Here is a 24,427-nt window from a genome sequence, read left to right as displayed (position 1 = left end):
CACTGTTCGGGGGAACAGACATGTCCAGCATCACCGCAAACGCAGCGCCGCACAGCGCGCCGCTGACCAAGGACCACAAGAAGGTCATCTTCGCCTCCAGCCTCGGCACCGTGTTCGAGTGGTACGACTTCTACCTCTACGGTTCGCTCGCCGTGATCATCGGCAAGCAGTTCTTCGGCGGCTTGAACGAGACCAGCCAGTTCATCTTCGCCCTGCTCGCCTTCGCCGCCGGTTTCGCGGTGCGGCCGTTCGGCGCGCTGGTATTCGGCCGCCTCGGCGACATGATCGGACGCAAGTACACCTTCCTGGTGACCATCGTGATCATGGGCCTGGCGACCTTCCTGGTCGGCATCCTGCCCAGCTACGCCACCTTGGGCATCGCCGCGCCGGTCATCCTGATCACCCTGCGCCTGTTGCAGGGCCTGGCGCTCGGCGGCGAGTACGGCGGTGCGGCGACCTACGTCGCCGAACACGCCCCCAACGGCAAGCGCGGCCTGTACACCAGCTTCATCCAGACCACCGCGACGCTCGGCCTGTTCCTGTCGCTACTGGTGATCTGGGCCTGCCGCAACTACCTCGGCAAGGAAGACTTCGAGTCGTGGGGCTGGCGTATTCCGTTCTGGGTCTCGGTGCTGCTGCTCGGCGTGTCGGTGTGGATCCGCCTGCAGTTGGCCGAGTCGCCGCTGTTCCAGCAGATGAAAGCCGAAGGCAAGACCTCCAAGGCGCCGATCACCGAGAGCTTCTTCTCCAAGAACGGCAAGATCGCCCTGCTCGCCCTGCTCGGCGCCACCGCCGGCCAGGCCGTGGTCTGGTACGGCGGCCAGTTCTACTCGCTGTTCTTCCTGACCAAGACCCTCGGCATGGACCCGAACCAGGCCGACATCCTCATCGCGATCGCGCTGGCCCTGGCCACCGGCGGTTTCGTCCTGTTCGGCTGGCTCTCGGACAAGATCGGCCGCAAGAAGATCGTGCTCGCCGGCTGCCTGATCGCGGTGTTCACCTACTTCCCGGTGTTCAAGGCGCTGACCCATAACGTCAACCCGGCGCTGGAAGCCGCGGTCGCCGCTTCGCCGGTCACCGTCACCGCCGACCCGGAACGTTGCGCGTTCCAGTTCGACCCGGTCGGCAAGGCGACCTTCAAGCAGTCCTGCGACATCATCAAGTCGGCGCTGGCCAAGAAGGGCATTCCCTACGTCAACGCACCCGGCCCGGCCGGCAGCGTGGCCACGGTCAGCATCGGCGGCACCAGCCTGAGCAGCTTCGAAGGCGAATCGCTCGACAGCGCCACGTTCAAGTCGCAGTCGGAAGCCTTCGGCAAGCAATTGACCGAAGCGCTGCAGACCGCGGGCTATCCGGCCAAGGCCGACCCGGCGCAGATCAACAAGCCGATGGTGATCGCGCTGCTGACCTTCCTGGTGCTGCTGGTGACGATGGTCTACGGCCCGATCGCCGCCTGGCTGGTCGAGCTGTTCCCGACCCGCATCCGCTACACCTCGATGTCGCTGCCGTACCACATCGGCAACGGCTGGTTCGGCGGCTTCCTGCCGTTCACCGCCTTCGCCATCGTCGCCGCCACCGGCAACATCTACAGCGGCCTGTGGTACCCGATCATCGTCGCCGCGATGACCGTGGTGATCGGCGCCTTGTTCCTGCCGGAAACCAAGGACCGCGACATTACTGCGTAAGTTGGTTGCGTTGATGTCTCGAGCGAACGCCGGCCTGTGGGCCGGCGTTCTGCTTTTTTGGGACTCGGGACTCGGGACTCGGGACTCGGGACTCGGGACTCGGGACTCGGAAAGCATGCACCGGGGTCGTGTGAGGTGCATCGGCTTTATTTCCAGGTGCTGCATCGCTTCGCTGCTGGCGTGCTCAGGTCACTGCAGCTCCATCCGAAGATCTGAACCGTTAAAGCAGATGCCGCATGCCGCACTTTTGATTTAGCCTTTCGGTCCTCGCTTCCCGAATCCCGCTTCCCGAGTCCCGAGTCCCGAGTCCCGAGTCCCATGCTCCTTGACGCTATCCGCGCCTGCACCCTGTGCGCTCCGCATTTGCCCCACGGGCCGCGGCCGGTGGTGCAGGCGGACCCGCGGGCGAGGTTGCTGATCGCCGGGCAGGCGCCGGGACGCAAGGTGCATGCTTCGGGAGTTCCGTTCGACGATGCCAGCGGTGAGCGTTTGCGCGACTGGCTCGGACTGGACCGCGCGACGTTCTACGACGAAGCGCGCGTGGCGATCGTGCCGATGGGGTTTTGTTATCCGGGCAAAGGCCGCTCCGGCGACCTGCCGCCGCGGCCGGAATGCGCGACGACCTGGCATCGCCGCCTGCTGCCGCAGTTGCGCGAGGTGCGCCTGACCCTGGCGATCGGCCGCTACGCTCAGCTCTGGCATTTGCCCGAGGCCGGCACGACGCTGACTGAAGCGGTCGAGGCCTGGCGCGCGCACTGGCCGCGGATCGTCGCCTTGCCGCATCCCAGCCCGCGCAACCAGGCCTGGCTCAAACGCCACCCCTGGTTCGCAGCCGAATTGCTGCCGGCGCTGCGCGAACGCATCGCCGAGTTGCTCAGCGAGGCTTGCTGATCGAGTCTGCCAGCGGCGGCGCTCACTGATAGACGAACTTCGGCATCTCCCACTCGTAGCGGATCGCCAGCAGACGGAACGCGAACCCGCCGCCAAGGCAGAGCAACACGCTCAGGTTCTCGGCGACGCCGAAGCGCAGCATCGCCAGATAGCCGACACCGGTCAGTAAGGAGATCACCGCATACAACTCGCGCTGGAACACCAGCGGAATCTCGTTGCACAGCACGTCGCGCAGCACGCCGCCGAAGGCGCCGGTCAACATGCCGGCGATGACGACGATGGCCGGCGCATGCCCGCCTTCGCGCGCGACCGAGCAACCGATCAGGGTGAAGGCGATCAGGCCGAGCGCATCCAGCCAGAGGAAGGCGCGGCGCAAGCGATGCAGTTTCTTGGCCAGGAAGGTCGCCGCGATCGCCGCGCCGATGGTGTAGCCCAGATACTCGGGATGCCGCACCCAACCGAGCGGGTAGTGACCGAGCACGATGTCGCGCAACGAGCCGCCACCGAGGGCGGTCACGCTGGCGATGATGACCACGCCGAACAGGTCCATGCGCCGCTTGCCGGCGGCGAGCGCGCCGGTCATGGCTTCGGCGCTGATGGCGATGAGATAGATCAGTTGCAGCAACACGGCGGTTCTCCGTCGGACAGGCACGAATGAACCGCGGCCGGGCACGGAGACGCGAACGCGCCGCTGCGACAGGGACGCAGCGATCGGGCGGCACGGCATGCGCACGCACGGACCTGAGCCGTACGTACTGGCCTGTCTCCGTGGCCCGAAGGCCGCGGTGCCGCTCCCGCTGTCCTTTTACCTGAGAGTTTGGGCGGCGCGCTGTCGCGACAGCGGCCGCTTGCCCCTTCGGTGGGCCGCATCGCGGCCTCTCTCCAGATCGGCGTGTTCGTTGCAGTGTTCCGGCCGCGAGGGCCGAGCCTGAGCGATTATGGGAGCCTGCGCCTTCGGCGGGCAGCGGCCATCGGCCGGCGCCACTCTTCTGCAACGGTGGGCATGGTAGCAGCCCATCGCCGATTCGATGAACCGCTTGGTTATGCCCGTGCAGGCTCTTGGGTAGGAGCGGCGCGAGCCGCGACCGCGCCATGACGTTTACGACTCTACTGGCCGGAAGGGATGATGTTGAGACCGGCCGGTGACGATGAATTGCGGGACAAAGCAAATGCCCCTGCGCCCCTTCTCAAAGGGGGGACTCGTCTGCTGAATCATCGTGGTCCGGATAGCTTGCGCCGATGGTCGAGGTGTCGCGGTCGCGGCTTGCGCCGCTCCTACCCCGACCCCGGCCACAACGCAGCGGCTCTTGGGTAGGAGCGGCGCAAGCCGCGACCGCGCAACGGCATCGACGACGCGACCGGCGGTAAGACGATGACGGTGCACCGCTGCCGCAAACTATCGCGCCCCCGCAGACCCCTCCGCCGCCAAAGCCTCCACCATCGACTGCTCCAGCGAGCGCTGCGGATCGGCGCGGATCGCGTCGAGTTCGTCGGCCCGCCAATCGCGGCGAAGACGACCGTCCATCAGCAACACGGCGCGAGTGATGAAACGCTCGGCGACGTCGAGCGAATGGGTCGCCAGCAACACCGCGGTGCCGTGTTCGCGCGCGAGCCGTTGCAGATGCCGCTTGAGCGCGTAGGCACTGAGCGGGTCGAGGCCGTTGAGCGGTTCGTCGAGCACCAGCAACGGCGGCTCGCCGAGCAGGCCCAGCGCGATCGCCAGTTTCTGGCGGGTGCCGAGCGAGTACTGGCCGATGCGCCGATCCAGCATCGGCGTCAGCGCCAAGGTCTCGGCGAGGGCCAGGGTCGCTGCGGGAACCTCGCCGAGTTCGCGGGTGCCGGCGAACAGGCGCAGGCATTCGCGCCCGGTCAGCAGCGGCGGCAGGCGCGCCGGGTCGACTGCGAAACCCAGCTTTCGCCGGGCCTGCAAAGGTTCGCGCGCGAGGTCGTGGCCGCCGATCAAGACCCGTCCGGCGCTGGCCCGCTGCAGGCCGGCCAGGCAATGCAGCAAGGTGGTCTTGCCCGAGCCGTTCGGGCCGATCAAGGCCGCGAATTCGCCGGCATGCAGGCGCAGGTCGATGCCGTGCAGCACGGCGTGCTCGTCGTAGCGGTGTTGCAGGCCTTCGAGTTCGAGCAGGACGGTCATCGCGGCAGGGACCGGTGAAAGACAGGGCGCAGCGCCAGCAAGGCCGGCGCCGACAGCACCAGCAGGATTGAGAGCAACGCCGGCGCGGCACGTCCGCTCAGGCCCAACAGCCCGGCGCCGGCGCTGATGCAGGCCACCGCGCATACCCATGCGAAGCTGGGATAACGCCACGCCGCCTGCGCCAGCCGACGCGGCGCGCGCGGCGTGCTCGCGAGCAAGGCATCGGCGTCCAGGGTCGCGGCGACGCAGGCCTGCAGGATCAGGCTGAACCAGGCCAGCGCGATCGCGATCAGCAGCACGCCGATGCCGCTGCTGGCACCGGTCGAACTCGGCAGGCCGAACAAGACCGCGCCGATCATCCAGGCATGGCCGCCGCGGCGCCAACGCAGCACGCCCTCGCGGCGCTGCCAGTCGCTGATGTGCGGCAAGCGCGCATCGTCGAGCCAGGCCAGACCGAACACCGGCAGACGCGCGCCTTCGCGCAAGCGCGGAGTGGGATGGCGGCGATGACGCAGCGCCGCGAACACACCGAGCACGGCACCGAGCGCGAGCCCGCCGTCGACGATCCAATAGGCACTGCGCAAGCTGGCAGGTTCGCCGCCGCAGGCCGCCAATACCGCGGCGACGAACGCCATCGCCGTCAACGTCGCCAGGCCGGCCAATACGACCAAGCTGCGCGTCGCCCGCGCCGGCTCGATCGGCGCCGCCGACCACCAGCCCAGGCGCAGGTACTCGTCGAGCGCGATCAAGCGGCCCCGCGCGACCGCATACGCTGCCGCAATGGCCAGCAGGCCGAACGGCAGCGGCAAGCGTTCGATCAGGCGCGGCAGGGCCGCGACCAGGACGGCGGCATCGCCGCCCCAGCCGCGCAACGCCAGCGGCAAGGCGATGGCCGCGATCGCCGCGGCCAAGGTGACGCGGCCGCGCCGCCATGCGCCGCCGCGCGCGGCGACGAGGCGCGCTTCGGCGAACCAAGGGTGCAGCAGTCGGCCCATGGTGTGAGGCCCTCGTCGATCGATCGCGAAACTGGAATCGGCATGGTCGACGGCACTGCGCAGGATCTAGGCGGCGATGCGCGCGTCGCGCCCACGCAAGCACGCCCAATCCGCCCACAGCGGTCCCGTCGACGATGCGGACTGTACCGGATCGCCGCCGTTCAGCGCTGCGAAGCCGCGCAGCGACGCTCCAGGGCCTCGTGCAAGGCGGCGCCATGCGCCCATTCTTCGAGGCCGGTCCAGACCCGCTCCACGGCCATGCTCAGCACCACTTCGTCGCGCAGATCGCCCTGGCCGACCAGACCGAACAACTGCGCCGCGCCGTCCGGCCCGGGCAGGTCGGCGGCCTCGTCGAACATGGTTCCGCTCGATGCGAACACGTGCCGCTCGGCCAGACCGATCAGGCAGGCCAGGTGCTGAGCGAACTCGCAGGCGAGCAGGGACAGCGGTTTGCGCGCATAGCGATTGCGCAGCTTGCCGACCAGTTCGTACAGCTCGCCGACGACGATTTCGGCCAGGGCCGCGTCGACCGCCTCGTCGTTCGGATGCGAAGCGAGCGAGCGCAGGGTCTCGACCAGAGCGCCGTGATCGGGCGCGATCCACAGCGCGCGCGCATGCACGAACTGGCCGTGGCTGAGCGCCCAACCTTCGTCGACCTCGCGCGCATAGGCCTCGATGGCGGTGCGCGACATCAGGTTCAGCTCGGCCTTGCCGCGGCCGTGCACCCATTCCAGGGTTTCGTCGTAGTCGGCGCCAAGGGCGTCGTCGTCGAGCACCGCCCACAGTTCGACGTCGGAGTACGGGCCGTCGCCTTCGCGCGCGGTCGAACCGTACAGGGCGACCGCGAGCAGACGCTCGCCGTGGACGTGGCGCAGCCGTTCGACGATCAGTTCGGCCAGTTCGCGGCGTTGTTCGGAGGTGACCGATTGGGGGCCGGCGAACAGCGTATCGAGTTCGCCGCGGGGCAATGCGTAATTCATCGCGACTAGGTATCACGCGCCGTGCGGCTGCGGCAATTGCGCGATCCGGGCATTGCGACGGGCTGCGAAGAATGGGCCGGATGCGCATCGCATCGGCCTGCGCTCGCCCCGCGCTTAACGATCCGGCCGCGCGCGCAGGCCGGCGCTCACTGCGGCGGCGAGGCCAGTTCGCGCGCATCGAGCCAGCCGTCGCGGTTGCGGTCCTGTTTGCCGAAACGCTCGGCCAGGGTCTGGCGGTGCTGCTCGCGCGACAGCGCGGCGCGCGCACCGCGACCGCTCGCGGGCTGTTCCTGCGCGTCGAGCAGGCCGTCGCGATTGGCGTCCATCGCGTCGAAGGCGTAGCTGAGCCAGTCCTGGTATTCGAGCAGCGAGATCTTGCCGTCCTGGTCGCCGTCCATGCGCGACAGGTAGTCGCCGGTGGAGACGACTTGCTGGGCCGCGCTCAACAGCGGAAAACAGAACGCGATCGCAATCAGTCGACGCATGCGCGGGAACCGGGTGACGCCGGGAGCGGCGGCTTCGCCGCGCAGCCTGACGCGGGCGGCGGCGCCAGGCAAGCCCGGGCCGCGGATCGCGGGATCCTGCGCCGCCGCTCGGCCGATCGGGTTGCCGGCGGCGCGCGGAGGCGACGCCGGCAACACGGGTGCGCACGGCGCAAGGCCGGTCACGCACGGATCATCGCTGGGCAGGGATCAGGAATCGTCCATGCAGCAGGCGAAGCGATTGCCGCCGAACTGGCAGCCGGCCTTGGGCGCACAGCCCTCGGCGTACTTGTTGTCGGCCTGGGCCGCGCCGAAACCGACCGAAGCGGCGAACAGCGCCGCGAGCGCCAGGTACTTCATGCGGGTGCTGCGAAAGGTCTGCATGGTCTGGAGTCCTCAGGGCAGCATGCAGCAGCCGACGCGCTGGCCGCCGTACTTGCAGCCGGCCTTCGGCGGGCAACCTTCGCGGTAGGGGCTGTCGGCCTGGGCTACGCCAAAACCGATTCCAGCGGCGAACAACGAGGCCAGCATGAGCAGCTTGATGCGCTTGCTACGGAATACCTTCATCTGTTCTGTCTCCTGTGCTTGAAGCGCGGCCCCGTCCCTGGCGCGACGCGTTCACGGGTGGCGGATTCGTCCTTGGAATGACGGCGCTCGCGTGCGGCGCAAGGCGGCGCAGGCAGGCGGGAATGAGAGGGGCGAATACGGCACGCGGGCGGCGGCGATGACTCGGGCAACAATGTCCCTGCGCATGCGGCATCTCCTTATGCGGCGCGGGACGCGGTCCGGCGCGGCGATTCCATTGCCCGGCACGCTACACCCTCGCCGGCCGGCAAATGCTGATGAGCGTCGCGGTCCTGAGCTGGCCGCTGCGAGGGCCGGCGGCCCGCATCATCGCGGCCTTGGCGGCCTGCGGCGCGCGCGGCAACAAAAAACCCGCGCATCGCTGCGCGGGTTTTTATCGGAACCACCCAGCCGGCGCACCGGCCTGGATCGGTCAGTGGCGCGCCGGCGCCAGGGCGTAGCCCTTCATGCGCGCGGAGAATGCCTGCAGCGACTGGATGCCGCTGGCTTCGGCGTCGACGCACCAGGCGTGCAAGCGGTTCAAGGTGGCCTGCGCATCGTGCGAACGGTCGTCGAGCACCTGCGCCAGGCGCTGGCGGAATTCGGCCAGGGTCGCCATGCGCGGGCGCTCGTCGATCCAGTTCTGCAGGCGCGCGCGTGCACCGTCGTCGAGCCAGCGGCCGCCGTCGGCCAGGCCCTTGCGCAGACGGCGCGGCAGAGTGCGCATGCGGTCGCCGGCGTGCGCGGCTTCTTCGCGCAGGGTCGGCAAGGTCACGCTGCGGTAGTAGTCGGTCATCGCCTGGAAGCGGATCGCAAGCAGCGCGCGCAGGGTTTCGGTGTCCGGCATGGCGATGTTCGGGCGCACGTCCAGGGTCGGCGCGACCCGCAGCACCTTGGCCAGGCGCACCGCCTGCAAGCCGCGGATCACCGTCCAGCCGATGTCGAACTCCCACTTGCGCAGGGCGAACTTGGCCGAGCTCGGGAAGGCGTGGTGGTTGTTGTGCAGCTCTTCGCCGCCGATCCAGAAACCCCACGGGGTCAGGTTGGTCGCGGTGTCGGTGGTCTCGAAGTTGCGATAGCCCCACCAATGGCCGAGGCCGTTGACCACGCCGGCGGCCCAGAACGGAATCCACACCATCTGCAGCGCCCAGATCGCCACGCCGGCGAAGCCGAACAGAACGAAGCTGAGCAACAGCAGCAGCACCGGGCCCTTGGTCGCGTGCGGGGTGTAGAGCTTGCGTTCGATCCAGTCGTCCGGGCAGCCCTTGCCGTACTTCTCGATGTCCTCGCGCTCGCCGCGCGCTTCGCGGTAGAGCTCGACGCCGCGCCACATGACCGTGTCGATGCCCTTGAACTGCGGGCTGTGCGGGTCTTCCTCGGTCTCGCACTTGGCGTGGTGCTTGCGATGGATCGCCGCCCACTCCTTGGTGATCATCGAGGTGGTCAGCCAGGTCCAGAAACGGAACACGTGCGCCAGCGCGGGATGGAAATCGACCGAGCGGTGCGCCATCGAGCGGTGCAGGTACAGCGTCACCGACATGATGGTGAGCTGGGTGACCGCGAGGAAGTACACGGCGAGTTCCCAGAAGCCGGCCTGGACCAGGCCGCCGGCGAGGAAATCGATCAGGGAAGCGGGCATTTCGAAACTCCGACAGACCACGGGGGCCGGCCCGAAGCGGCCGGTCCTGAACAAATGATGCCACCCGGCGCGGACCCTTCGCGCCAGTACGGCTCTGCGATGTGATGGGGTCGTTTATTCCAACGGGCAAGGACGCCCGCAACGGGCGCGGCTGAAGGGGTTCAGCTGGCGCCGCCGACCGGCGGTCGCGGCAGCCCGGCCGGCATCCGCTTGGCCCCTCTCCCGCTTGCGGGAGAGGGTTGGGGTGAGGGCCAAGCAGCCGCGGAGCCCAACCAACGGGCCAGCGAAACCCGGCCCGCTACTCCGGACCGATCCGCTCCCCGCCCCCGTTCACGATCTCCCCGCGCGACCGCGCCAGCTCGCCTTCGGCGTAGCGCCGCAAGGCGCCGCGATCGGCCTTGCCGAACACCGAACGGCGCCCGCAATGATCGAGCAGCAGGTTCAGGTCCTGGGCGGCCCCCAGGCGCTCGATCGTGTGCTTGTCGAACTTCGGCGCGTCGCGGCCGAGCCGGGCCGCCTTCAAGGCGCGCTGCTGCTGCGACAAGCGCCGCGCGCGCCGGCGCCAGTCGTGCCAGTGCTCATCCAGGCCGCCGCGGCGCGCGCGCTCGGCGCAGCGCGCGACCCGCGCCAGGCTGGCGGTGACCGCGCCGCGCCAATCCTCCGGCGCCAGGTCGTCCCAGGGCAGGGCCCGTAATGCCGCGCGCAACACCCGCAACAGGGAACGGCGCGCGCCGAGTTCGGGGTCATCGGCGCGGGCCTGGCGCGCGACCAACGCCCGCGCTTGCGCGGCCCGGCGGCGGGCGCGGCGCAGCAAGGTGCGGACTTCGGCCTCGAGCGGCAGGCGCAGCAGACGGTCCAGGGTTTCGACCAGCGCATGCGCGTCGCGCAATACCGACAAGTCGCGATTGAGCCGCCGCAGCTCGCGGTCGACCAGCGCCGCGCCCGGACCGAGCGCACCGCCGCCGAGGGCGAGCGTGGCGCGGACCCGCCGCAGCCCCTTGCGCGCCAGGTGCACGCCGGCGTGAATGCGGTTGCCGCGCCAACCCAGGGCGTCGATCGCCATGTCGATCTCGGCGGTGGCGAAACTGCGCAAACGCCGGCCCGGCGGGTGCGCGGCCGGGTCGTGCGGCGCCTTCGCGGCGAGCGGTTCGTCCGGCGCCTTTACGGCGAGCCGGGACCGGTGTGCGGCGGCTTCCTCGGACGCGGGCGCGTGCGGCATGAAGCGACTCCCAGTTTCGGCCTTCGAACGATGCGCGGCCTGGCCGGGATAGTACCCTTGCCGCATGCCTGAATTGCCTGAAGTCGAAACCACCCGACGCGGCCTGGCGCCGCACCTGGAAGGCCGCCGCGTCGTCACCGCGATCCTGCGCCGCCCCGACCTGCGCTGGCCGATCCCGCTGCAGATCGAGGACACCCTGCCGGGCGAGCGCATCGACGCGGTGCGCCGCCGCGCCAAGTACCTGCTGCTCGACACCGCCGCCGGCAGCGCCCTGCTGCACCTGGGCATGTCCGGCAGCCTGCGCGTGCTGCCCGCGGACACGCCGGTGCGCGCGCACGACCACGTCGACCTGCTGCTCGACTCCGACCAGGTGCTGCGCTTCAACGACCCGCGCCGCTTCGGCTGCCTGCTGTGGCAGCCGCCCGGCGAAACCCACGAACTGCTGCGCGAGCTCGGCCCGGAACCGCTCTCGGACGGGTTCGGCGGCGATTACCTGTTCGAACTCAGCCGCGGCCGCAAGGCCCCGGTGAAGACCTTCCTGATGGACCAGCGGGTGGTGGTCGGGGTCGGCAACATCTACGCCGCCGAGGCCTTGTTCGCGGCCGGGGTGTCGCCGCTGCGCGCGGCCGGCAAGGTCTCGCGCGAGCGTTACGCCGAGCTCGCGGCCTCGATCAAGGACATCCTGGCCTACGCCATCCAGCGCGGCGGCACGACCCTGCGCGATTTCATCAGCCCGGACGGCGCGCCGGGCTATTTCGAGCAGGAGCTGTCGGCCTACGGCCGCGGCGGCGAACCCTGCTCGCGCTGCGGTCGGCCGCTCAAGCAGGCCAGCATCGGCCAGCGCACCACGGTCTGGTGCGGGCACTGCCAACGCTGAAGCGGCGACCCGGCCGCGCCCGCCCGTCCGGGATGGCGCCATCCGAGGACGCTAGGCCGCGGTTCCGGACGGACGGCGCGGGCACGGCGCGGGCGATGCCACCGCTATCGCTATCATGTGAAGATGAACGCGCTATAGTCTCCACCGAGTCGAGGGGCGATATGGCCGAAAGCGCTGACATCACGATCCTGTTGGATGCCGCCCGCGAAGGCGATCGCGGTGCACTCGATCGCGTGCTCGCGACTCTGTACCAGGAGTTGCACACCATGGCGCGGCGCCAGCTCGCCGGCCAGCACGGCCAGACCCTGGATGCGACCGCGCTGGTGCACGAGGCCTACCTCAAGCTGGTCGGCCGCCGCGAAGCCCAGTTCGACGATCGCGCGCATTTCTTCGCCTACGCCGCCTCGGCGATGCGCAGCGTGGTGGTCGATTACGCGCGCCAGCGTCTGGCCCAGAAGCGCGGCGGCGATCTGCACCGCGTCACCGAGTTGCCCGACGACGTCGAAGGCGGCCTGCGCCTGGACGAGGACACGCTCGGCCTGGACACCGCCCTGACCAAATTGGCCGCCGTCGATCAGCGCCTCGCCCAGGTGGTCGAGCTGCGTTATTTCGCCGGCCTGTCGGAACTGGAAATCGCCGCGCTGTTGCAACGCTCCGAACGCAGCATCCGCCGCGATTGGCAGAAGGCCCGTCTGTTCCTGTTGGCCTCGCTGCAAGACGAGCCCAACCGCTGACGCACGGTCCGCGCGTGCCGCATTCCGTCACCGCCCCGGCTGCCGCCGCCCAGCGCGCCCGCAAACCATGCGCACCGTGATGATCCCCATCGCCGACGACCGTCGTATCGCAACCGACTGACCGCGCATGGATGCCGAACGCTGGCAACGCCTGTCCCCTCTGCTCGACGCGCTGCTCGAGCTGGACCCGGTCGCGCGCGCCGAACGCCTGCGCGAGCTGCGCGCCGACGACGCCGAACTCGCCGATCAACTCGCCGAACTGATCGCGCTCGAAGACGGCCACGAGGATTTTCTTTCCGAGCCGCTGGTCGCGCCGCAGAACACCGGCATGCGCCCGGGCGTCGAGGTCGGCACTTATCGCCTGGAAAGCCTGCTCGGCGAAGGCGGCATGGGCCAGGTCTGGCTGGCCTCGCGCGCCGACGGCCTGTACCAGCGCCGGGTCGCACTGAAGCTGCTGCGTCCTGGCCTGGCCGACACCAACCTGCGCACGCGCTTCACCCGCGAACGGCAGATCCTCGCGCGCCTGGCGCATCCGCACATCGCCCGTTTGCTCGACGCCGGCATCAGCCGCGACGGCCTGCCTTACCTCGCCCTCGAATACGTCGAGGGCGAGCCGATCACCGACTACTGCCGCAATCAGCGCACCCCGCTCGACAAACGCCTGCGCATGTTCCAGCAGATCTGCGACGCGGTCAGCCACGCCCACGCCAATCTGATCGTCCACCGCGACCTCAAGCCGTCGAACATCATGGTTACGCCGGCCGGCGACGTGCGCCTGCTCGACTTCGGCATCGCCAAGCTGCTCGACAGCAACGACGTGCCGCTGCCCGAGCAGACCCGCACCGGCGCGCGCGCCTTCACCCTGCACTACGCCGCGCCCGAACAGGTGCGCGGCGAGCCGGTCACCACCATGACCGACGTGTATTCGCTCGGCGTGGTGCTGTACGAGCTGCTCACCGATTCCAAACCTTATCGGCTCAAGCGCCAGACCGACGCCGAGTGGGAAGAAGCGATCCTCGCCGCCGACCCGCTGCGTCCCTCGCAGGCGGTGCTGCGCTACGTCGACACCGACGATGCCGAGGTCGACCCGAATTCGGTGCGCCGTCTCGCCCGCCAGCTCAGCGGCGACCTCGACAACATCGTTCTCAAGACCCTGTCCAAGCGCCCCGAACAGCGCTATCCCTCGGTCGAAGCGCTGTCGCTGGACCTGCAGCGTTTCGAGTCCGGACGGCCGGTATTGGCGCGGGCGCAGAGCCTGCGCTACCGCTTCAACAAATACGTCGCCCGCCACCGCTGGGCCTTGGCGACCGCGGTCCTGGTCACGGTGGTGCTCAGCGCCGCGCTCGGCATCGTCGCCTGGCAGGCGCGCGAAGCGGTCGGCGAAGCCAGCCGCGCCCAGGCGATGCAGGACTTCATGGTCGGCCTGTTCGAAAGCGCCCGCGGCACCCCGGAAGGCGAGGCGCTGGACCTGCGCGGCCTGCTCGACGCCTCGGTGATCCGCGGCACCCGCGAACTCGCGCGGCAACCGCGCGCACGTGCCGAGCTGTTCGGGGTGATCGCGCGCATGCGCACCAGCCTGGGCGACTACAACGAAGCGCGCGCGTTGCTCGACCGCCAGGCCAGCATCATCGCCGGCATCGACGACGACATTCCCGAAAGCCTGCGCCTGGAATCGATCACCCAGCGCGGCAAGGTGCTGCGTCTGCTCGCTCAGCCGCGCGAATGCGCGGCGTTGATGCAGCCCGGGCTCGATCTGGCCCGACGCGAACAGGCGCAGTTGCCGAACCAGGCCAGTGAGTTCTATTCCGAACTCGGCCGCTGCCGCCAGGCCAACGGCGAACGCCAGGGCGCGCGCCAGCTGTTCGAGCGCTCGCTGGCATTACGCCGCGAAATGCTCGAGAACAGCGACGTCATCGAAGTCGAGAACCTGATGGACCTCGCCAGCCTGCAGGCCGATGCCGGGCAGAGCCGCCAGGCCCTGCACGGCTTCGAGCAGGCGCGCCGGCGCCTGCAGCAGAGCGTCGGCGACCGCCATCCGCTGCAGGTCGAGATCAGTCGCAACCTGGCGGCCCTGCGCCGCGACCTCGGCCAGCTCAACGACGCCGAACGCGACGCCAAGGAAGCGCTCACGATCGCCCTGGAAGTCAACGGCGGCCAGCATCCGGCGACCCTGGCCGTGCGCCGCCAGCTCGCCGCCTTCCACGTCGAACAAGGCCAGTATGTGCAGGCGCAGATCGAGCTGGAGCAACTGCGCAACGTGCTGACCCCCCGCCTGGGCGTGGATCATTCCGACCTCGCCGGCCTGCACAGCAGCCTCGGCCTGGTCGCCTGGGAACGCGGCGACGTCGACCGCGCCTTGAGCGAACTCGAATACGCGGTGACCATCGCGCGCAAGCACCTCGACCGCGGCCGCCTGGCCGAGGCCTTGTTCGCGCAGGCGACAGTGCTGCATGCGACCGGCCGCAACACCCTGGCGCGGATGCTGCTCGACGAGATCCGTACCTTGCGCGCGGCCGAGTTCGGCGCCGAACACGGCCTGCTCGGCGATACCGAGCGCTTGCTCGGCGACGTCGAGATCGCCTTGGACGAACGCGACCGGGGCATCGATCATTTGCAGCGCGCGGTCGGCCTGACCCGCAAGGGTTACGGCGAGCGCCATCCGAACACCCGTCACGCCGAACTCGACCTGGCCCAGGTGCAGGCGCTGTCCGGCGACGCCGCCGCACTCGCCCATCTGGATTCGCTGTCCGAGCTGCCGACCACCGACGAAAAGCTGCGCGAGATCGGCTGGCGCGCCCAGGCCTATGCGGCGCAGGTGCGTTGCGGCGGGCCGCAGCGCGGCCAGGCGCGGGCGACGCTCGACGGCCTGCTGCGCACCATCGGCGAAGCACGGCCGGACGGCAGCGAGGTCGAACGCAACGTGCAGCTCATACGCGACGCCTGCGGCGGATAGACGACGCTACGTTCGGCGCGGCACGCGGCCGAACGGTCCTGCAGCTTCGGTGGGTCGGCGCGGTTCGCGCCGATGCATGGCGCATGCCCCGCCGCGGCTGCGGACGGGGCATGGCGCTATAGCGACGCGCGGGCCTCAGCGCCGGAGCAGGCTGCTGAGCCAATCGCGCAGACGCAGGTCCGCCGCCGGTTGCGATGCGGACGCCTCGCTCGCCGGCAACGCCGCCGGACGCGGCGTCGACGCGCAGCGCGGCTCCGGCGCGGCCTTGAGCGGCACCGCGACGGTGGCCAACTCGATGCAGGCGGCATCGTTCGCGCCGGCTTCGGTGGCGCGGGCGCTCACCGCCGGCACTTGCCGCGACAACAACACCGTCGGCGCAGCCGGCAGGCCTTCCCAGCCCTTCGGCGAATCCAGCAGTTCGATCCGCGTGATCGCCTTGTCGGCCGGCACGTTGACCACCCAAGTGCGGAAGCTGTCGCCGTTGTTGGGATCGCCGGTACTGGCCGATGGCGCGGTGGTCGGGCCGAACCAGGGACGAAACCCGCCCTGCAGCAGCACATGGCGCACGCCGCCGCCGGCGTAGGTCACGCGCAAGGTGTAGTCGCAGCCGCCGTTATGGCAGTACCACGGATACGTCCCGGTGTTCGGCACGATGCTGGCGCGCTGCGCCGCGTCGATGGGATCGATGTAGCGCAGCAGGTTGCCGCGGAACCCCATCGGCGGATAGATCTGCGAAACGTTGGCCGTACCGGCCCGGCTGTAGGCGATCGCGATCGCCTGCACCGCTACGTCGCGTTGCTCCGGCAAACCCTGGTTGAAGCCGTACAGGCCGTTGTCCGTGGTCTTCGGCGCAACCTCGATCCAGCGCCGGTCGATGCCGTCCCAGCGCTTGTAACCGCCGGGGAAGCCGGCATCGGCGACGATGCTGCCGCCGGAGTACACGCGCGCGCCGTTCTTGTCGGTCGAGGTGGTGCCCTCCAGATGGCGCTGCATCATCGCGACGCTGTAATCGGAGAAGGTCGCAAAACGATAACCGCGCGCTTCGTCGCCGGCGCCGCTCTGCATCGGGTCCTGCTTGATGCAGCGGCCTTGCGCATCGAGCTGGCGGGGCGTGCTGTCGAAGGTATCGCCGGCGCACTTGCTGTAACGCGAGGCGGTGGCCGGCACGAACGTCGCCAGGAACTCCTTGCGCGTGCTGTCGTAGCCCCAGACCGATCCATTCAAGCTGCCGGCCAGATAGGGATACTTGCCGTCGGTGTAGGCGCCGCCCTGATGCGGCAGGCCCATCGCATGGCCCTGCTCGTGGATGAAGATGCCCGAATAGCCGTGATCGCCGACGCCGGTGTCGCCGCCGATCGAACCCAGGCCGCCACCGGGATGCTTCAGCTTACCGGTGGCATCGAACAGAATCAGCGGCGCGTAATACTGCACCGGCCCCGAAGATTCGCCGTTGGCGCCGAGTAGCCCGCCGAGCAAGTCCAAGGCGGCGCCCATGATCTGGTAACTGCCCTGCTCGTCGTTGGTGCTGCGCGCCAAGTACGCCGGCTTGCCGCCGTTCGGCTTGATCGACAAGGTCGGCCACACCGCGCGCTGCCCCGGATGGTTCTGCGCGACCACGCTGGCCACCGGCCATTTCGCGAAGATCTCGGTCACCGTGGCGGCATCGGGCGCGCCGGAGGTCGCCAACGGTACCGAGTTGCTCTCGTTCGCGCCGAACAGATACATCGGCAGCACGCGCAGAGTCACCGGACTGTCGGCACCGATCGTGGGCGTGCGGAAAGCGCTGGCGCGGTAATTGTCGGCGCGCACGCGCAACTGCAAACCGGGCACCAGCCATGCGGCCGGCAAGCTCGCGCTGTAGCGCGCGCCCGGATAGGCCGCGCCGCCGGCCTCGGTGGCGGGAATCGAAGCCGACAGCGCAACGGTGCCGAGTTGGACGCCGTTGGCCCAGCCTTCCAACTGCGGATTACCGAGGTTATCCGCCGACAGACGCAGCAGCGCGAGCGCTTCGCGTCCACCGACCAAGTGCAAACGCTCGTTGGCCTGGCGCAGGCTCCAGCTCAGCCCGGCTTCCGGCAGCACATGGGTCTGGGCGAGTTCGAGTTGAGCGATCTCCAGCGCAGCCGCTCCCGGCGGCGGCGCGGGCGGCGTGGCCGGCGGCGTACCGGGCGGCGTGCCCGGGGCCGGCGAAGTTTCGCCGCCCTTCTTGTCGCCACCGCCGCCTCCGCAGGCGCTCAAGCTCAGTGCGATCGAAAGCCACAACACGGTCGTGGTGAAGCGAGGTGTCTGCATGATGGTTCCCCCTGTGGCGCGAACCTCTGCGCCCGCGCCAGTGAATGGCGTATGGATGAGCGTCCTGCGTATGAGCCGTCGCCGATCGGCACGATCGTCTCCCCACGATCCGGCGGGCCGGATGATACCCATGCAATCGTGACGCGTCCTCGCCATTCGCAGCTTGCGCACGGCCAAGCGCGACGCCAACGCATGTGCAAGCGCAGTGCGTGCAAGCCTTGCCCACGCTTCGTTAGCACAGCTCGTCGCAACCACGCGCGCGGCCTGCGCGTAGTCGCACGCGCGAGTCGTGACTGCGCGCACAATCCGGAAGCAGGAATGCTGCGTAACGACGACACGAGCGTGGCGCGTCAAAACATTTCGCTGTCGCGGCGACAGCATCGGCCATCTGCACGGAGCCGCCGCTCGCATGGCCCGGATTCGTGCACTGCGCGCGGATTTGCGCGAAAGGCGCCGCGCATTCAGGCCGCATCGCGGGCGAAGCCGCTGACGCAGCAACCCAGCGAAACCTCGGCCCTTAGTCCGGCGCGTGTTGCGGCAGCAGCAACATCAAATCGGTTGCGCCGACATCCTCGCCGACCTGGCTCAACAAGGTCGTGACCTGGCCGCGGTGATGGGTCTGGTGGTTGAAGAAATGCATCAACAGGCCGCCGAAATCGCGATGCGAAACGACGCCCTTGGTATTTGCATAGACCAGCACGTGGTCGAGATCCGCATCGGTCAAGCACCCGGCCCACGCCTCGATCCGCGCATCGAGTTCGCTTCGCTGCGCTTGCAAGGGCGCGAGACGATCGTGCAGCAGCTGATCGATGGCGGTCGGCGGCGCCGTGGTGCGATTCTGCTCCAAGGCCTCGAAACGTGTCGGATGAAAGCGGGCGAAACGGTGCAGCCAGATCAGATCGGCGGCCAGCAGGTGATTGAGCGTGCGCAGGATCGAACCGAAGAACGCACCGCGATCCTCGGCCACCGCCTCGTGCGGCAACCGCGCGGCCGCCGCATACACCTTGTCGTTCATCCAACGGTTGTAGCCGGCCATCAACACAGCATGTTCGCGCAGATTCATCGTGGAGAACTCCTTTAGCTTGGGCATCATGCCTTTATTCTTCCAGCCCCTGTCTTGGAAGCAGGGAAATATCGGCCCCTGATAAAGAAGTCAGCTGAAGAAACGAGTAGAAACCGACACCCGACAATTCTCGTGCCGCTGCTTATAGGCTCCCACCCATCGTAAGTTGAAGCGCAACAGCCGCACAAAAACTGAGAAGCAACCAAGTCGCCGTTGCAAGCCCTGAAAAAATGATCCGCCCCACGGCTTTTTCCAGCGTGCTTTGTTCAGCAAATAGGGGCCAGCTAGCCCATATAAACCCTGCGTATATGCCGACAAGAAACAGGAGTTCGTAGATCGCACCCAGGCGCGGCTGCCCCAAGCGCGCATACAGCCACACTGTGCCCAACGAGATCGCTAGCGAGACACTAGCGACCCCTATATGGCGGACTAATGGCGAAGGTGTCATGGGTACTTTTATTTCCGCGTGATATTCGCGCAAGACGCGATCAACGTAATGTTCACGATTTTACTGCAGACCATTGCAGAAGCCGGCCAGACAGGTCAGCTGCCAGACTGGATGAGCCGCGCCGACCGAAAACTGCGCCGCTGCAACGAACGCGGCCATTTCAGGATATCGGCTCAATGGCCGAGCGCCTGGCGATACCGTTCCGACGCCCAGAACATAGCTGAGAACGAAGTTGATGAACACATCTTCAAGTCGAATGCCTCGCCCTTCGCGGCGGGTCGAGGGACGGCTTATACATCGCCACCACTTGTAAAGCGGGTTTAACCCACCTTACGCCTTACCTCGGCTCGGGTTCAGTCCAACCAAGCTTTGCGGCGATGCAAGATACTGTCTTGGTGACAACAAAGAACCACACAAGAGCGAAAACGACGGTCAACCCACTGCTCTTGAGAGCAGGGACGTGCCACACCGCTACTACGCCGAGAAAGTACAGCCCGAGAAGCACCACGGCAACGGCAAATTTCTTCACAAGTCTCCTCGGCCAGTCGCAGCAGGATCATCTGGAGCAAGCATCACAATACCCGGAGTCGGGACGTCGCTACCCGTCGTTACCGGGCCGATCGCCAGATCGGTATCTCATGGGCTCGCAAACCCGCAGCCTGCGGGGCACGGGGCCGTACTCACGACGGCGAATGAACATGGTCTAGTCTTCATTCGGCAGAGAGCATCCGGCATCGGCTCGCTCGAATATCTTGCTGAAGAACATATAGCTCAAATAAAGCGATACCGCGCCGATCCCGCCTGCTACCGCAGCATCCGTTCCGCTGATCGGCTCTCCGAGGTACAACTTTATCCCAACGTAGAAAACGCACCTCGCAAAGATCGAGAGCGTAAACAGAGCGTAGAACCATCTCGAAATCTTTTTGTACATCGCCACCTCCTTGGATTCAGACGGCCTTCGCGGCACGACCCGCAACAGGGCTCCCGGCAGAAAGCTCATCCTAGCTATTGGCCATCGCCTTCGTCCGCCGCCGCCCGATCTCTCAACGTATCGTCGCCTTCGCTCTTACCAGGCCGGTCGGTATAGCAACGAAAGATCGGCCCGAGGCAGAAGATGCCAACGCAAGAAACGAGTATCAGACCGATACCGCAATCAATTTCGGGTGCATGATGCGGAAAGGCAGCCATCAGGTGTTCGGATAGCTCGCGAGCCATGTAGGACAATCCAAGCCCTAACGCTACGCATCTAACGACTACTAATCCTTTGCTAGTCATCAAGCTGGCTATCCCCGAAATTTTCGCGATACGACTCGCGGGCAGGCGCGGAACTGTCTCGTAACGAGGCAAATGCACCAGGCAAGGTCGGCGCAATAGATAGGCGACCCTATCGGCAGAGTTGCCGAAGACGCCATGTCGCTGTCTCGGCTCTGGCTTCCAATACCGACTGCCGATTGCATCACCGCCCCCCCCATGCACTGCATCGCTTGTTTGAGCGACGGCCAAGACAGGGTTGTTACACGCTCCTTGTCAGGCAATGTGTGCTGCGTGAATCCCAAGCACCCGCTTACTTTTCCTTGCGCCAATTGATCGAAGCGCGGTTCTCGATCGTGCTCGACTCGATCTCGATGTCGAAGCCCTTGCGCAGCAGATATTTCAAGGTCAGTACCTGGCCGGTGCCGAGCAGGGACACGCCGTAGCCGACATACAGACGCGGCGACAGGTATTTGCCGACGCCGAGCACCGAGCCGCCGAGCGCGCGGCTTTCCATCACGCCGGCATCGTCGAGGCCGATCTTGGCGCCGAGCTGCGAGGCGAGCATGCCGCCGCCGGCCGACAACGCGGCGCTGGCGGCGTTGAGTTGGCGGCCTTCGTCGCCGCTGACCGACGACAGCGGCCGGCCGAGTGCGAGGTAAGCCAAGGCCTCGGACTGCGAGCTGGCCGGGTTCGACCAGACGTTGACCTGAGGCGAGCTGACCCGGCCGCTGATGTCGACGCCGGCGGTGACCGCGCCGACTTCGCGTTCGGCACGCACATCGAGGATCGGGTCCGACACCGGGCCGTTGTTCCAGGCCAGGCGGCCGCGGGTGATCTGCAGTTTCTGGCCGTAAGCGGTGTAGCGGCCTTCGACGTTGAGCGCACCGTTCGCGGTCATTTCGCGGCCCGGGCGCGAACGCACCCGCATCTGGCCGCCGAGCTTGCCGTCGAGGCCGAAGCCGTTGAGCTTGACCTGCTCGCCGACGACCAGGGTCAGGTCGAGGTCGAGCGGCGAAGCGCCGGTGTCTTCCGGGTCGACCGGGTCGAGCACGACCACGTCCTCGGACACCGACACGCCCTGGTCGAGGCGCTCCAGGTCGATGCGCGCGGTCGGAATGGTGACCGTGCCGGTGACCTGCAGCGGCTGCTTGGCGGCGTAGCGCACGGTCAGGTCGGGGTTGGCGATCGCATGCAGGTCGCGGGTGTCGGAGGCGAGCACGTTGGTGCCGCGCAGATTGAGCACCAGCGGCGTGTCGTCGCCCTGCCAGCCGAGGGTACCGTCGATGTTCAAGGTGCCTTCGCCCGAACGCACGCTGCCGGCGATGCGCGCGCTGCCGTCGCTCTGCGCATCGAGGCGGACGTTGCCGTTCTGCAGGACGATGCCGAGCGCGGGCAGCTCGGTGGTGAACTGGCTCAGTTGCGCCTGACCGCCGAGCAAGGGCTGCGAGCGCGTGCCGGCCAGGCTGATGCGGCCTTCCAGGCGGCCCTTGGGTTCAACGATGTCGGGCGAGAACATCTCCAGCCAGGTCAGCTCGTCGGTGTCGACCGCGACGTCGCCGGACAGAGGCGCATACGCGTCCCAGCCGGTGGCGACCTTGGCGTCGATGTGGCCGTCGTCGTTGAAACCGGCCTTGAGTTCGGCGTTGAGCTTGTTCGGGTCGAAGGTCGCCTTCAGCGACAGGGCGTTGTAGCGCAGCAGCTCACGGCGCGCGCGTTCGCTGAACTTGAGGCCGCCGCCGCTCGAACTGACTTCGACCTGACCGCGCCAACCATTGCCGACCGGACGCAGTTCGCCGTCGAGCGCGATCTCGCCGCGCAACAGCCACGGCCGCTTGTCGGCGCGCTCGGGCAGATAGGCCTGCGCCAACAACAACGGCAGCCCCTGTCCCTTGAGTTCGACACCGCGCCGCGGCCAGTCCGCGCTGGCGCACAACGAACCGCCGCTGCTCGAGGCCAGGCAGGCATTCGTCAACGCGCCATTGCGCCCGTCCCAATGGAACTGCGCGGCCTGCTGCAGACGCCACGATGCGCCCTTGCTCGGCGTCAACTGCAGCGAGGCCAGCGCGCCCTGCCAGGTCGCGCCGCGCTTGTCGGCGTTGCCGGCCAGCGCGAGCTGGGCGACTTCGCTGTCGGCCTGCGCCTGCAGTTGCAGCGATTCGACCGCGCCGCGCGCGTCGACGCTCAGCGACGACAAAGCGATGCCGGCGTTGAGATCGCTCGCGCGCAGCGCCAGTTCGCCGCCACGGCCGCGCCAGGGCAGCCGACCCTTGGCGCTGAAACTCGCGGCGGTGTAGTCGCCGTACTTGAGGCCGCTGCCGGTCAGGTCGGCATCGATGTTGGGCGCATCGTGCGCGCCGCTGAGCTTGAGCGTGCCCTTGAGGCTGCCGGCGGTGTTCGGCAACAGGTCGTTGAGCTGCAGCGGCGCGAGCTTGGCGTCGAGTTCGATCGCCTGGGCGAGCTTGCCCTTGGCGTCGACGCGGCTGCCGCCGAGGCTGAGCGCGACTTCGCCTTCATAGGCGTCGTCGCTCTTGCCGGTCGCGGCGCCGTGCATCGCGAAATGGCCGCGGCCGCCGAGCGGCCGGTCGCGCAGGCGGCCGCCCAGGCGTTCGGCATCGACGCGAATTTCCAGGCCGCCGTCGTCGCGCGTGGCGCCGGTGCTGGCGAGCTGGCCGTCGACCGCGCCCTTCCATTCCGGAGCGAAATAGCCGGGGTCGAAACCCGACAGCGTCGCCTTGACGTTCCAGCCGAGCGCCGGCGCCCAGGCGACGTCGCCGCTGCCGTCGAGCTGGCCGGTCGGCATCTTCGCCTTGAGCGTCTTCAGACTCATGCGCTGGTCGTTGCCGCGGCCGTCGAACTCGACCGTCGCGGCCTGCTTGTCGCGCAGCAAACGGGCGTTGCCGATCGCGGCCCAGGCCTTGACGGTGCCGGCGAAACCGAGCTGCGCGGTCTCCAGCACGACTGCCGGCGTGGCCGGCGCCTGCGGCGCGCGCGAAGGTTTCGCGATCGCGGCCACGGACGCGGTGGTCGCCGCGGGCTGGCCGCCCCAACGCAGGTTGTCTGCGTTGACCGCGAACTTGAATTGGCCGTTGTCGGCATCGGTGAAATCGGCGTGGCCGCGCAGGGTCGCGGTGCCGTCGAACAGCTTCAGCGCCAGGGGCTGCACGTCGAGCACCTGATCCTTGAGCGCGATCTTCGACGGCAGCACCGTCACCGCCATATCGCCCTGACGGAATTCGCCGCTGAGATCGGCGTTGCCGCCGACGCCGCCGGCGTCGAAACGCAGCGCCATCGGCGTGTCGCTGGGCTTGGCGTCGGGCGAAAGCAACAGGCCGATGTCGAGCGCATCGGCGCGCGCGCGCAGTTGCCAGCGCGGATCGTCCTTGCCGCGCAGCGTCAGGCTGGCACGCACCGGGCCGGGGGCGGCGCCGGCGATGGCGACGTCCATGCGCGACAGATCGCCGCGCGCGACCAGGCCCAGCCGTGGCGGCGTGCGCCCCGGCACGCTCGGCAGCACCACAGTGGCGACCAGGTCGGTCTTGAAGTCGTTGCGCGGCTCGTACTCGCCGTGCACGGTGAAACGACCGCGGTCGGTCAGCGCTTCGAGTTTCTCGACATGCAACTTACCCGACTGCGCATCGAGCCCGGCGCGCAAGCGGCGCACGTCGATGAGCGGCTCACCGAGCTGGCTGAGCTTGAAGCCGTCGATGCGCACGTCATCGGCCTGCAGAGCCAACGGCGGTTCGATCTGCGGCAGCACCTCCGGCCAGCTCGGCAACTCGAAGGGCTCGTCGCTCTTGGGCAGGTCGAGGGTGGCGTTCTCGACCTGCAGAGCGTCCAGGCGCAGCTTGCGGCCGAGCAGGGGGCTCAAGGCCGGATCGACGAAGATGCGCTCGGCGGTGAATACCGTGCCCTTGTAAGCGAAGCGCACGCCGCGCAAGGTCAGCGGCCCCGACACCGGCCCCTCGGCCGCGGTCCAGGTGAAGGTCGAATCGGCCGGCAGGCGCGCGACGATCTGCGCCAGCAGCAGGTCGCGGCCGGCGATCGTGCTGATCAACCAGTACACGCCGAATGCGATCAACAGGGTCAAGGCCCCGGCGACGAAGCTGCTGCGCCAGGCCCAGCGCTTGGCCGCCGCGCGGCGGCGCTGGCGGCGTTCGAGCAACAGTTGTTCGGGAGTTTTCGGCGTATCGCTCATGTCGTTGCAG

19 protein-coding genes and 1 riboswitch are annotated in these 24,427 nt (G+C 68.1%); of the genes, 6 read left to right on the top strand and 13 right to left on the bottom strand.

Annotation, left to right across the window (positions count from 1 at the left end):
- Positions 1–20: 20 nt before the first annotated feature.
- The gene (locus ACTOWK_RS14485; RefSeq protein WP_441330832.1) at positions 21–1,685 is read left to right on the top strand and encodes an MFS transporter; all 1,665 of its coding nucleotides are present in this window, start codon (positions 21–23) and stop codon (positions 1,683–1,685) included.
- A 318-nt stretch (positions 1,686–2,003) separates the two neighbouring features.
- Entirely contained in the window at positions 2,004–2,576 is a 573-nt protein-coding gene (locus tag ACTOWK_RS14480) for a uracil-DNA glycosylase family protein (RefSeq protein ID WP_441330831.1), read from the top strand.
- Between the two features lie 22 nt (positions 2,577–2,598).
- Here ACTOWK_RS14480 and ACTOWK_RS14475 read toward each other — a convergent pair whose 3' ends face one another.
- The 9 genes from ACTOWK_RS14475 to ACTOWK_RS14435 form a co-directional block, all read right to left on the bottom strand.
- The gene (locus ACTOWK_RS14475; RefSeq protein WP_441330830.1) at positions 2,599–3,204 is read right to left on the bottom strand and encodes a trimeric intracellular cation channel family protein; all 606 of its coding nucleotides are present in this window, start codon (positions 3,202–3,204) and stop codon (positions 2,599–2,601) included.
- A gap of 161 nt (positions 3,205–3,365) precedes the next feature.
- A riboswitch (glycine riboswitch) is annotated at positions 3,366–3,472 on the bottom strand.
- Between the two features lie 500 nt (positions 3,473–3,972).
- Positions 3,973–4,722 (bottom strand): ABC transporter ATP-binding protein, encoded by a 750-nt coding sequence (locus ACTOWK_RS14470; protein ID WP_441330829.1) that lies wholly within the window; start codon positions 4,720–4,722, stop codon positions 3,973–3,975.
- Positions 4,719–5,717: a hypothetical protein gene (locus ACTOWK_RS14465; protein ID WP_441330828.1), complete on the bottom strand. Its 999-nt coding sequence runs from the start codon at positions 5,715–5,717 to the stop codon at positions 4,719–4,721. The genes ACTOWK_RS14470 and ACTOWK_RS14465 overlap by 4 nt, the downstream gene beginning before the upstream one ends.
- A 161-nt stretch (positions 5,718–5,878) precedes the next feature.
- Entirely contained in the window at positions 5,879–6,697 is an 819-nt protein-coding gene (locus ACTOWK_RS14460; RefSeq protein WP_441330827.1) for a kanamycin nucleotidyltransferase C-terminal domain-containing protein, read from the bottom strand.
- 146 nt (positions 6,698–6,843) lie between these two features.
- A complete protein-coding gene (locus tag ACTOWK_RS14455) occupies positions 6,844–7,182 on the bottom strand; it encodes a hypothetical protein (protein ID WP_441330826.1) in 339 nt (112 codons plus the stop codon).
- 207 nt (positions 7,183–7,389) lie between these two features.
- Positions 7,390–7,563: a hypothetical protein gene (locus ACTOWK_RS14450; RefSeq protein WP_441330825.1), complete on the bottom strand. Its 174-nt coding sequence runs from the start codon at positions 7,561–7,563 to the stop codon at positions 7,390–7,392.
- 12 nt (positions 7,564–7,575) lie between these two features.
- Positions 7,576–7,746: a hypothetical protein gene (locus tag ACTOWK_RS14445; RefSeq protein ID WP_161786072.1), complete on the bottom strand. Its 171-nt coding sequence runs from the start codon at positions 7,744–7,746 to the stop codon at positions 7,576–7,578.
- 430 nt (positions 7,747–8,176) lie between these two features.
- A complete protein-coding gene (locus tag ACTOWK_RS14440; protein WP_441330824.1) occupies positions 8,177–9,382 on the bottom strand; it encodes a DesA family fatty acid desaturase in 1,206 nt (401 codons plus the stop codon).
- A gap of 298 nt (positions 9,383–9,680) precedes the next feature.
- Positions 9,681–10,601, bottom strand: coding sequence for a CHAD domain-containing protein (locus ACTOWK_RS14435; RefSeq protein ID WP_441330823.1), 921 nt, complete (start codon positions 10,599–10,601; stop codon positions 9,681–9,683).
- A gap of 64 nt (positions 10,602–10,665) precedes the next feature.
- Here ACTOWK_RS14435 and mutM point away from each other — a divergent pair, with 64 nt between their 5' ends.
- The 3 genes from mutM (at position 10,666) to ACTOWK_RS14420 (ending at position 15,165) form a co-directional block, all read left to right on the top strand.
- The gene (gene mutM / locus ACTOWK_RS14430; protein WP_441330822.1) at positions 10,666–11,478 is read left to right on the top strand and encodes a bifunctional DNA-formamidopyrimidine glycosylase/DNA-(apurinic or apyrimidinic site) lyase; all 813 of its coding nucleotides are present in this window, start codon (positions 10,666–10,668) and stop codon (positions 11,476–11,478) included.
- A gap of 161 nt (positions 11,479–11,639) precedes the next feature.
- Positions 11,640–12,212 carry an ECF-type sigma factor gene (locus ACTOWK_RS14425; protein WP_435396576.1) on the top strand — a complete coding sequence of 191 codons (573 nt, stop codon included), beginning with the start codon at positions 11,640–11,642 and terminating at the stop codon, positions 12,210–12,212.
- 127 nt (positions 12,213–12,339) lie between these two features.
- Positions 12,340–15,165 (top strand): protein kinase domain-containing protein, encoded by a 2,826-nt coding sequence (locus ACTOWK_RS14420; protein WP_441330821.1) that lies wholly within the window; start codon positions 12,340–12,342, stop codon positions 15,163–15,165.
- A 135-nt stretch (positions 15,166–15,300) separates the two neighbouring features.
- Here the strand turns inward: ACTOWK_RS14420 and ACTOWK_RS14415 are convergent, their stop codons facing one another.
- A complete protein-coding gene (locus tag ACTOWK_RS14415; RefSeq protein WP_441330820.1) occupies positions 15,301–17,457 on the bottom strand; it encodes a M66 family metalloprotease in 2,157 nt (718 codons plus the stop codon).
- A gap of 517 nt (positions 17,458–17,974) precedes the next feature.
- Positions 17,975–18,550: a DinB family protein gene (locus ACTOWK_RS14410; protein ID WP_441330819.1), complete on the bottom strand. Its 576-nt coding sequence runs from the start codon at positions 18,548–18,550 to the stop codon at positions 17,975–17,977.
- Between the two features lie 466 nt (positions 18,551–19,016).
- Between ACTOWK_RS14410 and ACTOWK_RS14405 the strand changes: the two genes are divergently transcribed.
- Complete coding sequence (locus ACTOWK_RS14405; RefSeq protein WP_441330818.1) at positions 19,017–19,292, top strand: hypothetical protein; 276 nt, start codon at positions 19,017–19,019, stop codon at positions 19,290–19,292.
- A 379-nt stretch (positions 19,293–19,671) separates the two neighbouring features.
- On the opposite strand, the gene ACTOWK_RS14400 is transcribed toward ACTOWK_RS14405, so the two are convergent.
- Entirely contained in the window at positions 19,672–19,899 is a 228-nt protein-coding gene (locus tag ACTOWK_RS14400; protein WP_441330817.1) for a hypothetical protein, read from the bottom strand.
- A gap of 633 nt (positions 19,900–20,532) precedes the next feature.
- A complete protein-coding gene (locus ACTOWK_RS14395; protein ID WP_441330816.1) occupies positions 20,533–24,417 on the bottom strand; it encodes a translocation/assembly module TamB domain-containing protein in 3,885 nt (1,294 codons plus the stop codon).
- Positions 24,418–24,427 lie beyond the last annotated feature (10 nt).

The sequence above is a fragment of the Lysobacter sp. CA196 genome, assembly GCF_052078695.1.
Classification (GTDB): Bacteria; Pseudomonadota; Gammaproteobacteria; order Xanthomonadales; family Xanthomonadaceae; genus Lysobacter.
Note: the sequence above shows the minus strand (reverse complement) of the source record. Positions and strands in the feature narration are given on the sequence as shown.